The sequence below is a fragment of the Leeia oryzae DSM 17879 genome (assembly GCF_000376945.1).
Lineage (GTDB): Bacteria > Pseudomonadota > Gammaproteobacteria > Burkholderiales > Leeiaceae > Leeia > Leeia oryzae.
On record NZ_AQXU01000011.1, the window covers coordinates 20,921 to 33,390 of the forward strand.

Annotated in this window: 9 protein-coding genes; 5 read left to right on the forward strand and 4 right to left on the reverse strand. The window is 55.4% G+C overall.

All coding sequences use genetic code 11. The annotated features are described in order from the left end of the window. Together F552_RS19855 and putA are read right to left on the reverse strand one after the other, a co-directional pair. On the reverse strand, positions 1-546 hold the full coding sequence (locus tag F552_RS19855) for a hypothetical protein (protein WP_018149841.1): 546 nt from the start codon (positions 544-546) through the stop codon (positions 1-3). A gap of 150 nt (positions 547-696) precedes the next feature. Continuing rightward, a complete protein-coding gene (putA, locus tag F552_RS18145) occupies positions 697-3,834 on the reverse strand; it encodes a bifunctional proline dehydrogenase/L-glutamate gamma-semialdehyde dehydrogenase PutA (protein ID WP_033374407.1) in 3,138 nt (1,045 codons plus the stop codon). Between the two features lie 439 nt (positions 3,835-4,273). On the opposite strand from putA, the gene F552_RS0100980 reads away from it, so the two are divergent. The 4 genes from F552_RS0100980 to gcvT all read left to right on the forward strand — a co-directional run bounded on the left by F552_RS0100980 (position 4,274) and on the right by gcvT (position 9,536). Beyond that, positions 4,274-4,738, forward strand: coding sequence for an Lrp/AsnC ligand binding domain-containing protein (locus F552_RS0100980; protein ID WP_033374410.1), 465 nt, complete (start codon positions 4,274-4,276; stop codon positions 4,736-4,738). A 166-nt stretch (positions 4,739-4,904) separates the two neighbouring features. Next, a complete protein-coding gene (locus F552_RS0100985) occupies positions 4,905-6,524 on the forward strand; it encodes a methyl-accepting chemotaxis protein (protein ID WP_018149844.1) in 1,620 nt (539 codons plus the stop codon). A 330-nt stretch (positions 6,525-6,854) separates the two neighbouring features. Beyond that, positions 6,855-8,255, forward strand: a complete 1,401-nt coding sequence (locus tag F552_RS0100990) for an L-serine ammonia-lyase (protein WP_018149845.1) — start codon at positions 6,855-6,857, stop codon at positions 8,253-8,255. 156 nt (positions 8,256-8,411) lie between these two features. Further along, the gene (gcvT, locus tag F552_RS0100995; RefSeq protein ID WP_018149846.1) at positions 8,412-9,536 is read left to right on the forward strand and encodes a glycine cleavage system aminomethyltransferase GcvT; all 1,125 of its coding nucleotides are present in this window, start codon (positions 8,412-8,414) and stop codon (positions 9,534-9,536) included. Positions 9,537-9,621: 85 nt separating this feature from the next. Here gcvT and F552_RS20255 read toward each other — a convergent pair whose 3' ends face one another. Both F552_RS20255 and F552_RS0101005 read right to left on the reverse strand, forming a co-directional pair. After that, a complete protein-coding gene (locus F552_RS20255; protein ID WP_018149847.1) occupies positions 9,622-10,932 on the reverse strand; it encodes a carbonic anhydrase family protein in 1,311 nt (436 codons plus the stop codon). Positions 10,933-11,073: 141 nt separating this feature from the next. Further along, positions 11,074-11,955: a LysR substrate-binding domain-containing protein gene (locus F552_RS0101005; RefSeq protein ID WP_018149848.1), complete on the reverse strand. Its 882-nt coding sequence runs from the start codon at positions 11,953-11,955 to the stop codon at positions 11,074-11,076. A 125-nt stretch (positions 11,956-12,080) separates the two neighbouring features. Between F552_RS0101005 and gcvH the strand changes: the two genes are divergently transcribed. Then, the gene (gene gcvH, locus F552_RS0101010; protein WP_018149849.1) at positions 12,081-12,452 is read left to right on the forward strand and encodes a glycine cleavage system protein GcvH; all 372 of its coding nucleotides are present in this window, start codon (positions 12,081-12,083) and stop codon (positions 12,450-12,452) included. The last annotated feature ends 18 nt before the right edge of the window (positions 12,453-12,470 follow it).

Consider the following 12,470-nt stretch of genomic DNA (forward strand, 5'->3'; position numbering starts at 1 on the left):
CTATGCTCGACGGCGGAAAATCAAACCGCTGTCGAGCCATAACTCGTCTGCCGCCAATGCTGCCTCCTGCTTCATGGCGACACGCTCGAAGTCATACCATATCCCTTTGTAGCTGACCGCTGCCGGGATGCTCTGCCCCTGATAGTTCCCCACCACATCGATGGCCATTTCCACCTCTCGCGCAGCGACCGGGCGCAGGCTTGGTGCAGGTGCGGCATCTGGCGTACTTGCCGCACTGGTTGCCGGAATATGGCTGGTTCTTAGCAGGTACCACATCAGAAACGCATGCGGGATATGCAGCTTGATCACCTGTTTGTCAGGCGTAATCATGCAATCGACCGGAAAGCGGGTCCCGCAGGAGGCGCAAGTAGCATTGGCCGACAGCAAGGCTCGGTCTGCCCTGAGCTTGACGATACCTTCCATGTGCTTGAGCTCTACCCATTCGCCGCAACGAACGCAGGGCTTGGCAAACCGTTTGACAACGTTGCCGCCAGGGAACTTGATCGGGAAAAACAGGGTAAGGGGAATAGGTGATTTTTTGGCCATGCGGGCATTTTACCTGAACTCAACAGACTCGCGGGCCTTTCACACCTAGCGATTCATCGTTGCCGGCCACGATGCGTTTCCGGGATAAAAAAAGCCGGGGCAAAAGCCCCGGCCAGTCTCAACGCGGAGAGAGGTGTTGCGTTAAACGTATTAGCCTTCACCACCCATGGCCAGCAGGCTGGCATTGCCACCCGCCGCTGTGGTGTTGACGGAAATGGCGCGTTCTACAGAGAACCGCAGCAGGTAGTGCGGGCCGCCAGCCTTGAAGCCGGTACCGGACAGGCCTTCGCCACCGAATGGCTGGGTACCGACCACGGCACCAATCTGGTTACGGTTAACATAGATGTTACCGATGCGGGCGTTTTTCTTGATCCAGTCGATGTGGGCATCGATACGGCTGTGGATGCCCAGCGTCAGGCCATAACCGGTCTTGTGGATGGCGGCCAGCACATTTTGCAGGTCGCCCGCTTTCCAGCGGATCACGTGCAGTACCGGGCCGAACACTTCGCGCTCTGGCAATTGGTCCAGGGTGATTTCAAACGCAACGGGTGCCACGAAGTTGCCACGAGAGGCATCTGCTGGCAGTGGTGCGGTGGCGATTTCTTTGGCTGTCTGGCGCAGATTGGCCACGTAACGATCCAGTTCCAGCTTGGAGTTCACGTCGATCACCGGACCGATATCGCTTTCGATCAGTTGCGGGTTGCCCAGACGCAGTTCGGCCATGGCGCCTTTTAGCAGCTTGATCGTGCCATCGGCTACATCGTCCTGCACAAACAGCAGGCGAAGCGCGGAACAACGCTGACCAGCGGCGTTGAAGGCCGACATGATCACGTCAGCTACCACTTGCTCTGGCAAGGCAGAACTGTCCACGATCATGGCGTTCATGCCACCGGTTTCGGCCACCAGCGGCAGAATGGCGCCATCACGATTGGCCAGGCCACGGAACAGTTGCTGAGCCACTTCGGTAGAACCGGTAAATACCACACCATCCAGACGCGGGTCACTGATCACCTGACGGCCGATTTTGGAACCGGAACCCGGCACAAAGTTCAGCACGCCGCCCGGGATACCCCCTTCGAGCAGCAATTCAACGGCACGGTAGGCCACCAGCGGTGTTTGCCCGGCAGGTTTGGCCACAACGGCGTTACCGGCTGCGATGGCAGCGGTCAGCTGGCCCAGGAAAATGGCCAGCGGGAAGTTCCATGGCGACACGCAGAAGAACACGCCACGACCGGACAGGATCAGCTGATTGTCTTCACCCGTCACGGCTGGCAGCTGGATTGGTTGCCCCATCAGACGACGGGCTTCATTGGCATAGAAACGGCAGTAGTCGATGGCTTCGCGCACTTCGCCCAGTGCATCGTTCAGCGTCTTGCCGCCTTCGCGCACCAGCAGGGCGATCAGTTCGCTCTGGTGTTCTTCCAGCAGGTTGGCACCACGGTACAGGGCTGCAGCACGTACTTCTACCGGTGTTTGGCACCAGGCTTCAGCTGCTTCGTCGGCCACTTGCAAGGCTTTTTCAACTTGTGCTTCGTCGGCAGAGACCACCAGACCGATCACTTCGCTCAGGTTGGCCGGGTTAAATGCCTGTGCGGCATCGCCGCCCTGACGCTCGCCACCGATGATCGGGGCCGCTTGCCATTGGCGGGCATAGTGAGTTTTCAGTTCAGATTGCAGTTTGTTTAATACGTCCAGGTCTGCCATGTTAAGCCCTTTGGAATTTGGTCGATCATCGCCAAAAATATCGATTGGCAATGCAATTTTGCTGTGTCCGGATAAATCGGTTGCTTCCACTTTTTTCACTGGGTCAGCCACCACGTCTTCGATTGGCAGGCTGGCATCGCCCAGGCGGTTCACAAACGAGCTGTTTGCACCGTTTTCCAGCAGGCGACGAACCAGATATGGCAACAAGGTATGGAAAGAACCTACCGGTGCATACACACGTACCGGCACGTTAAAGCGTTCCATTTGCGCGCGGTGCAGCATTTCGCCCATGCCGTGCAGACGCTGGAATTCGAACGCAGCGCCTTTGAACTCGGCTTGATCGCCGCGTGTCAGGGTCAGGAAATACGCAACCGTGTGGGCGTTATGGGTAGCAAACTGCGGGTAGAACGCATTGCCATGCGACAGCATGCGGCGGCCACAGGCCATGTAAGAGACATCGGTATGGGTTTTCTTGGTGTAAACCGGGAAACCTTCCAGACCTGCCAGCTGGGCACGCTTGATTTCGGCATCCCAGTACGCGCCTTTTACCAGGCGGACCGGAATGGTCTTGCCGTGGAAACGGGCACGCTCTGCCAGCCAGTCGATCACCAGCGGTGCGCGCTTCTGGTAAGCCTGAACCGCCAGACCCAGGCCATCCCAGCCTTTAAGGCTCGGTGCGCCCAGCAAGGCATCCAGCAATTCCAGAGACAGCTCCAGACGGTCGGCCTCTTCCGCATCCAGCGTCAGCAGGATATTGGCATCACGCGCTTGTTCGCACAGGCGCAGCACCATCGGCACCATCTCGCTCAGTACACGGTCACGCTTGGTGTAGTCGTAACGCGGGTGCAGGGCAGACAGCTTGACCGAAATACTGTTGCGGCCGAAAAAGTCGCTTTGTGGTGCGCATGCCAGCGAGGCAATGGCGTCCTGATAATCTTTGTAGTAGCGGGCGGCATCTTCGGCCGTAAACGCGGCCTCGCCCAGCATGTCGTAAGAGTAGCGGAACTCCGGCAGCTCGGCAGCTTCCTTGAGCGCGTCGGTAATGGTTTCACCAATCACGAACTCTTTGGCCAGAATGCCCATGGCGGTTTTCACGCCCTGACGCAAAGTCACATCCCCCAGCTTGGTGGTCAGGCGGGAGATAATCTGGCTCGGTGCATTGGTCCAGCTCAGGATCTTGCCAGACAACATCAGGCCCCAGGTAGAGGCGTTGACCAGCCATGAAGCACTGCTGCCCATGTGCTTGTCCCACTCGCCTTTGGAGAGCAGGCCACGAATCAGTGCATCCTGGGTTTCGCTGTCCGGAATACGCAGCAGAGCCTCTGCCAGACACATCAGGATCACGCCTTCCTGCGTATCCAGACCGTACTCTTGCAAGAACGCATCCAGCTTGGTCAGCTTTTTGGTCCGCACATTGGCGACCAGTTGTTGTGCAGTGCTCTGGACTTGCGTACGTAACGCAGGTGCCAAAGTTGCCGCCTCCAGCAAGGGACGCAGGGCTGTTGCTTCATCCATCAAGAAACGTGGACGAATATCCGCCAGACCCTGCGTGACCGGAGGAACAGGAGAGGGTGTTGTAGTCATGTTCAAGTGTTCCGATCAAAATCATTAAACATCGGACAAGCAGGCCAGAACACCTCCGGATGGGGCCGGTACGTTGTCGGGATTGATCTCCAATACCAACGATGTCGAGTGTTCCTGATTCTCTGGATGGATAATCCATCTGGCCGCTTGTCGGCTTATTTATTATTTAACCGCCAGCCGTATTGACTGGCAGTGGTTGTACGCTTGGTATTACAGGCAGATATCTCTACCCGGCTTTTGAGCAGGGGTGGTCCATGTATCCGCATGGCCACCCCTTAGTTATAGACAACCTTTTGCTGCAAAAAAACCTTTGGATGGGGGCCAAAAATTTTTGTTCATAATATTCACGTTTTATCCAAATAGGGTTTTGATATTTTGCAATTTGGCCAAACTTAAATAATAATAAGTCAACTTTCACAAAATATTATTTGGCAACCTCATGTCACTTCCAATAGACAGAACCGATAGAGCCATTCTGAAAATGCTGCAAGAAGACGGCAAGATCACCAATGTGGAACTCTCCAAGCGGGTTCATTTATCCCCAGCGGCGTGTCTGGAGCGGGTCAAACGCCTGCAGCAGCAGGGATATATCCGCGACTACATGGCGGTACTGGACCCGAACCTGCTCGGGGTAGGTTTGCTGGTATTTGTAGAAGTCTCGCTAGACCGGACCACGCCCGAATCATTTGCCAGCTTTAAAGATGCCGCCCGGAAAATGCCGCAGATCATGGAATGCCACATGGTGGCAGGCGGGTTTGATTACCTGATCAAGGCACGGGTTAAAGACATGAATGCCTATCGGGTGTTTCTGGATGACCTGCTCAGCTCGGTAAAAGGGGTGCGCGAAACCCATACCTACGCGGTCATGGAAGAAGTCAAGAACACTGTCCGTTTGCCTATTTGAACGCAGACATCGCCGTGAATGGACTCCCCCTGAAAAAGCCATGGCATTTCCGGGGCAACCCTCTACTATTAAGCATGGATGGCATAGTAACCATATATCGACTTTATCGGCCGACGTTACCGCCATTGTTGTAGCGCATATCCCCTAACCCGCCGGATGATCCAACATGCGTACGCTTACCATCAAAACACAGTTAGTCGGTTTAGCCATTGTCAGTATTGTTTGCTGTCTTGCATTGGGTGTTGCTGCACAAAAGGGTTTATCGGATCTAAGCAGCAATGTGTCCGAACTCACGACCAGTCAGCAGATGATCCAGCGGCACATGGAGGCAGACATGATGCACGATGCAATCCGTGCCGATGTCCAGTCGATTTCCATCGCCACAAAAGAAGCTAACAAAGACAATCTGGCTGAAGCCAGCCAGGATCTGGCCAGCCATGCAAAGAATTTCCGTGACATGTTCAGCGCCAACCGCGGCACCCCGCATGCGGCCGTGGTCGAGCAACTATTCAACGAGATCATGCCGCTCACAGAAACCTATTTGTCGCTTGCCCAGGGTATTGCCAGCCAGGCGGGTAAAGGTCCCATCCCGGATGCACAGCTGAACGCCTTCAAAGTCAGCTTTTCTACCCTGGAAGGCAAGATGGCCGCGCTCTCCAAAGTGCTGGATGATCAGGCCAGTCTGGTCGAGCGAGACGCCAGAACTTCATTTACGCAAACCAGCTGGATTCTTGGCATTGTCACCCTGCTGGCGGCCGCCACCTGCCTGGGCATTGCATGGCGGGTGATCCGCAACATTACTCGTCCGCTGAATTTGCTGGTCCGTACGGCAGATACCGTCCGGCAGACCGGTGACTTGAATCAGCGCGTGCAGTATGCACAAGAAAATGAAATCGGCCTGGCAACCACGGCATTCAATGCCTTGATGGACTCCTTGCAGAAACTCGTACAACAGACATCCGCCGCCAGTCAGGCCATTGATCACAGCAGCAGGCAGCTACTGGCAGATACCCGGCGCGTCAGCCAAAACAGCGCCGCCCAGTCCGACTCGGCCATGGAAATGTCCGCCTCTATGGAGCAACTGTCAGAGGGCTTGACTGTTGTCGCCCAAAATACTGGCGAGACACTGGCCTTTGCCCGTCAGGCAGGTTCGCAATCCGCATCCGGCAGCCAGATTGTGCGGGAGGCGGCCGACAGCATCCAGCAACTGGTCACCACGGTGACACAGACATCTTCTACCATCGAGTCATTGGCTGCGGACGCACAGCAGATTGGTGCCGTCGTCAACATCATCAAGGAAATTGCGGACCAGACCAACCTGTTGGCGCTGAATGCCGCCATTGAGGCCGCCAGGGCTGGCGAACAAGGCAGGGGGTTTGCAGTCGTCGCCGATGAAGTGCGCAAACTGGCTGAGCGCACGTCACTGTCAACCCAGGAAATTGTGACCGTGATTCGTAATATTCAGAAAACAGCCCAGGTCGTGACGGAACATATTGACGAAAGCGTTGCCAAAGTAGAAACCAGTGCCGAACTGGCCAGACAAGCGGGTGAAGCTGTCGGAGAAATCCAGCGGATGACACTAGAAGCAGAAGCTCGGGTATCGGATACCAACAACGCCCTGCAGGAAGAAAGCCATACCAGCCAGCAACTGGCGATTACCGTGGAAAAGGTCGCCGCGCTGGCGCAGGAAACCAGCCATACGGTGAAGTCTGTGCACGCAGAGGCCACCTCGCTGACCGCGCTGGCAGGCGAACTGAAGTCCTCACTCAGTCATTTCAAGCTATGATGTCTGGTCAGGTTTTGGCTCACCCGACCGGACTATAAGCAACGCAAATAGTTTTATCAAGATTATTGATTTTACAAATCATTTCATCCCACCTAAGATTCACGACAACAGTTTCAAACTGCGTTGCCTGGCGGCGCAGTGGATCAATTGTGCAGCCTCCGGTCAGACTGACCAACGCAGACAGGAACACGTCGGAATCCGAACACACCGGCAAGAGGATGTAAGCCATTCTCGCAGTTTAGAGTATTACATCCACGTTCTCTGTTTGCCCGTTGGGAGACACCAACAGGCAGCCAGTGAAACGATTTATATTTCGCGGAGTTGCACACTATGACGATCAGCGTATTTGATTTGTTTAAAATCGGTATCGGCCCTTCATCCTCACATACGGTTGGCCCGATGCGCGCAGCATGGCGCTTTGTGAGCGTCATGGAAGAAGACGGTTTGCTGGACACGGTAGACAGCATCAAGGTAGAGCTGTTTGGCTCCCTGGGTGCAACAGGCAAGGGGCACGGCTCAGACACGGCCGTCTTGCTGGGTCTGGAAGGCGAGCTGCCAGACGTGGTGGATGTCGAACAGGTATCCACCAAGCTCGAACGCATCCGCGCAGAAGGCAATGTCCGTCTGATGGGCCACAAAGCCATCCGCTTTGTGGAAAAAGAACATCTGGTCATGTACAAGCGCCAGAGCTTGCCATACCACCCGAACGGGATGAAATTTACCGCACTGGACGCCAGCGGCAAAGAAATCCGTGCCAAGATTTATTACTCGGTTGGCGGCGGCTTTGTGGTAAACGAAGAAAACGCCGGCAAAGACCAGCTTAAAGAAGATGACCATGCCGTGCCTTACCCGTTCAAATCGGGTAACCAGCTGCTGGCCATGTGTAAAGAACATGGTCTGCGCATGTCAGACATCATGCTGGAGAACGAGAAAACCTGGCGTACGGAAACCGAAATTCGTGAAGGCTTGCTGAATATCTGGCGCGTCATGCAGGGTGCCGTTGAGCGCGGTTGCAAGACGGATGGCATTTTGCCGGGCGGGATGAAGGTCAAGCGCCGCGCCAAAGAACTGTTCCAGCAGTTGGCCTCACAGCCGGAAGCCGCACTGAAAGACCCGCTGACCACCATGGACTGGGTCAACCTGTATGCGCTGGCCGTGAACGAAGAAAACGCAGCCGGTGGCCGCGTGGTAACAGCCCCGACCAATGGCGCTGCGGGTATTATTCCTGCGGTGATGCATTATTATCACCGCTTTATCCCGGGCGCAAACGATGACGGTATTGTTCGCTTCTTGCTCACCGCCGGCGCCATTGGCATCCTCTACAAAGAGAATGCTTCGATTAGCGGTGCCGAAGTAGGATGCCAGGGAGAAGTCGGTTCTGCCTGCTCCATGGCAGCGGGTGGCTTGGCCGAAGTCATGGGTCTGACACCGGAACAAGTCGAGAATGCGGCTGAAATCGGCATGGAACACAATCTGGGCCTCACCTGTGACCCGGTTGGCGGCCTGGTGCAAGTCCCGTGTATCGAACGCAATGCCATGGCGTCTATTAAGGCAATTAACGCCGCGCGGATGGCCATGCGTGGTGATGGCAAACATTTTGTATCGCTGGACCGCGTGATTAAAACCATGCGCGAAACCGGCGCAGACATGAAACTGAAGTACAAAGAAACCGCCCGTGGCGGGCTGGCAATCAATGTCATTGAAGTACCGGTTAACGTGATCGAGTGTTAACCGAACGACTGTGACCTTGCTGGCTTGTCTGGTGTAGTACAACACATCACGCCAGACAAGCCGAGCCTCGCCATTGGGTAATCATGCATCTCCGCAGGAACGAGTCATCCTTGGGTCTGCGGATTTTTAACGTCAATCGACATGCTGGAGTGCCAAATGAGCGAAGCCCCTCTTCACCGTACCGCCCTTTATGACCTGCATCTGGAACTGGGTGCGAAAATGGTGCCTTTCGCCGGGTATGATATGCCCGTCCAATATCCGCTAGGTGTCCTCAAAGAGCATCTGCACACCCGTGAAAAAGCCGGTCTGTTCGATGTGTCTCACATGGGCCAGCTGAAACTGAAGGGCCCGAATGCGGCCAAAGCACTGGAAACCCTGGTACCCGTCGATCTGCTGAGCCTGACGGAAGGGCAGCAGCGTTACGCGTTCTTCACCAATGAAGAAGGCGGCATTCTGGACGACCTGATGGTCACCCACGCGGGCGATCATCTGTTTGTCGTCGTCAATGCCGGTTGCAAAGAACAAGACATTGCGCACATGCAAAAGCATCTGGCGGGGCAATGCGAGATCGAAATCCTAGGCGACCATGCCCTATTGGCCCTGCAAGGCCCGTTAGCCGCAGAGGCACTGGCCAAACTGTCACCAGACACCGATTTCAAGAGCTGGGTTTTCATGACCGCACGTACACTCACCCTGGCGGGCGTACCATGCTTTGTTACCCGTTCCGGTTACTCTGGTGAAGACGGGTTCGAGATTTCCGTGCCCAATGCAAAAGCCATTGAACTGGCCAAACTGCTGCTGGCCCAGCCAGAAGTGGCGGCAATTGGCTTGGGCGCGCGCGATTCACTGCGTCTGGAGGCCGGTCTTTGCCTGTACGGCCACGATCTGGACACCACCACCACCCCGGTTGAAGGCAGCCTGACCTGGGCCATCCAGAAAGTACGCCGCGCCGGTGGCGAACGTGAAGGTGGTTTCCCGGGGGCAGCTCGTATTCTGCAGCAACTGGCGGATGGCCCTGCCCGCAAGCGTGTCGGCCTGCTGGGACAAGAAAGAACGCCCGTGCGTGAAGGCGCTGAAATCGTGAATGCAGCGGGTGATGTCGTCGGTAAAGTGACCTCTGGTGGCTTTGGTCCTACCTTGGGTGGGGTATTGGCACTTGCTTATGTCGACACCGCCGTTTCGGCTGTCGGCACAGAACTGTTTGCGCTGGTACGCGGCAAGCAAGTGCCGATGCAAGTGGCCAAGACTCCGTTTGTACCGCAGCGCTACTATCGCGGTTAATTGCCTGCCATACCGCCAAAACAAAACCCCGCTAGATGCGGGGTTTTGTTTTGGTCACAGTGACTGTACGGCTGACGATGTAATCCTAACGCTCATCCACCTTCCGACCATTGACTGCCTGCACCGGGCGGGCATTAAACGGATAGAGCGCCGTAAAGGCAGCAAACTGCTTTGGCGACACCGATGCGGCATCCTTCATCACAAACCATTGCACGCCTTCGGTGCAGGGTGGTGTGGTCAGCGACCCTTCAAAATGATAATACGGTGCATTGGCAGCTACCAGCTTGCCGGCATCCAGTTTGCCTGAGGCAATCGGCCTCTCTGACCCTTCCTCTTTCGGCAGGTTGTCAAACACCGGTTTCAAAACCAGATTGTCTTTTCCCTTGTTTAACAAGACACCCACTACCAGCAGTTTACCGTCGTCAGACTTGTGCACCATATGCACAACCATGTCTGCCGCACGACCATTCACCAGTTCTTCGCTTGGCGTATGGAAATGCAATTGCACCAGATTGTAGCGTTTACCATACAAATCCACGCCACCCGCATCTTTCAGGTTGGCCTGTACCGTATGGCCGTTATTCACCATCGAGATCTCGCCCGGCTTATAGGCAAATTGCAGCGGCGGTGCGCCATGCTCGAACGACCCCACCAGATTGATCGGGGATTGCGCACGGCCATTGGCACACAATTTCCATTCCGGATTCAGTTTGGCCCAATATTCCGGACCTGATTCACCCGCATAACTCCAGTGTGGACCGGCATGTGCATCCGCAGGCTTGCCAGCAGCGGCGCCTGGCTCTGGCTTCGCACCGCTCAACCCCAGACACACGCGCAGTTCATCCATGCGCTTAGCAGGGTCTCCCGACAGAACACATTTTTTCTCGCCTGCACGGATCTGCTTCGCCCCCTCGGCAATCTTGCCTTTGTCCGACTCCAGCGTGGCTTTCTGCGCCTTCAAGGCTTCGATTTCCGATTTCAGCTTGGCAGCCTCGTCTGACAGGGTCAGCATTTCCGTCTGTTTCTGCACATCCCCCTGCAGCTTGGACACATCCTGCTTCAACCGTTCGGCCTCTGCCTTCAAAGCCACCTCATCCGTCGCGCCCCCCGCAGAGGCGGCACCCTCTGAGGCTGTGTGCTCTGCCTTGGCTGAATGCGCTTCTGCCGCTTCGACTTTTTTATGCGCAGGCGCTTCTGCATGGGCCGCTGCTTTTTTGGTGTCTGCCGCCCCGCCTCGTGACAATAGCCATCCGGCCACGGCACTGATCACGATCAGCAACACACCGCCGACAATCAAGCCAATCAACAGCAGCTTTTTCTTTTTGGAGGCCACAGCAACGACGGGACTCGCCTCTCCCCCTTCGGTTTCTGGCGCGGCTGGCGGTTGTTCAGACATATGGACTCCTGATAATAAAAACTGGCAACTCAGCGGCAGACATCATTCGGGTAAGTACGCACCTGCCGCGCTCCGCATTTAATGGCACTATAGTGCAGATTACAACGCAAATGCATCAAATGATCGTGAAAAGACCGTTTTTCAGGCATCCAGTCCTTCGTGGCGCGTCGTCAATGCCAGCCGGGCAGACATGAAATCAATCAAGCCCAGTACCGCACCATTAACCTTGCCCTGGTCATAATGCAGATGCACGCGAATATCCGGCAGCTTGGGCATTTTCTCGGCTGCCCCCAGAATTCTCAGCCCGTCCGGGACCGCACTGCGCGCAAGCACCGTGACCCCCAGGCCAGCCAATACCCCGGCCTTGATTCCGCCAAAACTTGGGCTGGTATACGCAATACGCCATGGCCTGCCCAACTGCTCCAGCGTTTCCAGTATGCGCTGCCGGTACACACAGCCAATCGGCGCCACAATGAGCGGCAGCGGGCTCTTGCTGTACACCGCATGCTGCGGGCTCCCCACCCACACCAGCTCCTCTGACCAGCCTTCATTGGTTGTCTTGACCTTGCGGGTTGCATGCAAACCGAAGACCAGGTCATATTCCCCTTTATCCAGTTTAGCCAGCAGATGGGTCGACAATTCGCACCCCACCTCCAGCGTGACATCCGGATAACTTTGCGAAAACTTGCCCAGGATGTCCGGCAGAAATGAATCTGCAAATTCATTCGGCACCCCCAGCCTAACCACCCCGGACAAACTGACCTTGCTTAACCTGGCCAGCACTTCGTCGTTAAGGTTCAGAATGGAGCGGGCGTAGGCCAGTAGCACCTGGCCTTCTTCAGACAACTGGAAACTACGGCTGGTGCGCTGAAACAGCGACACATTCACCAGCTCTTCCAGTCTTTTGATCTGCAGGCTGATCGCCGGCTGCGAGCGCCCGAGCAAGTCACCGGCATTGGAAAAACCGCCCTGGTCGATCACGGTCACGAAGGTGCGCAGCAAGTCTGTTGGCAGGTTTTTCATGTTCGCCTCGCATACATTTAGGATACTTATCCAAACATTATAACTATTGATTTGACTTATATATCACAAAGCCTTATTTTTCGCTCATGGAATTTTTTTGCTGTCCAACATAAAAAGGCGATCTCATGAGCATCCGTTTTACTGAAGACCACGAATGGCTTCGTCCAGAAGCTGACGGCACTGTGACCGTTGGTATTACTCACTATGCCCAGGACTCCCTTGGCGATCTGGTGTTTGTTGAATTGCCGGATGTTGGCGCAGCAGTCGCAGAAGGTGATGCAAGCTGCGTGATCGAATCCGTAAAAGCAGCTGCAGATGTTAAAATGCCAATCTCTGGCGAAGTGGTTGCGGTTAACGAAGCCCTGATCGACAACCCGGCACTGGTCAACGAAGACCCGCAAGGCGAAGGCTGGTTTGTTCGCTTGAAGCCAGCAGCAGATGCCAATCTGGATAACCTGATGGATGAAGCTGCCTACAATACCTTTATCGGTCAATAAAGTTTTCCGGATGCTTGT

Bases quoted from the DNA above. Each gene is read 5' to 3' on its own strand.
- F552_RS0101005 (WP_018149848.1), bottom strand. From the start codon at position 11,955: ATGAAAAACCTGCCAACAGACTTGCTGCGCACCTTCGTGACCGTGATC.
- putA (WP_033374407.1), bottom strand. From the start codon at position 3,834: ATGACTACAACACCCTCTCCTGTTCCTCCGGTCACGCAGGGTCTGGCG.
- F552_RS0100990 (WP_018149845.1), top strand. From the start codon at position 6,855: ATGACGATCAGCGTATTTGATTTGTTTAAAATCGGTATCGGCCCTTCA.
- F552_RS19855 (WP_018149841.1), bottom strand. From the start codon at position 546: ATGGCCAAAAAATCACCTATTCCCCTTACCCTGTTTTTCCCGATCAAG.
- F552_RS20255 (WP_018149847.1), bottom strand. From the start codon at position 10,932: ATGTCTGAACAACCGCCAGCCGCGCCAGAAACCGAAGGGGGAGAGGCG.
- F552_RS0100980 (WP_033374410.1), top strand. From the start codon at position 4,274: ATGTCACTTCCAATAGACAGAACCGATAGAGCCATTCTGAAAATGCTG.
- F552_RS0100985 (WP_018149844.1), top strand. From the start codon at position 4,905: ATGCGTACGCTTACCATCAAAACACAGTTAGTCGGTTTAGCCATTGTC.
- gcvH (WP_018149849.1), top strand. From the start codon at position 12,081: ATGAGCATCCGTTTTACTGAAGACCACGAATGGCTTCGTCCAGAAGCT.
- gcvT (WP_018149846.1), top strand. From the start codon at position 8,412: ATGAGCGAAGCCCCTCTTCACCGTACCGCCCTTTATGACCTGCATCTG.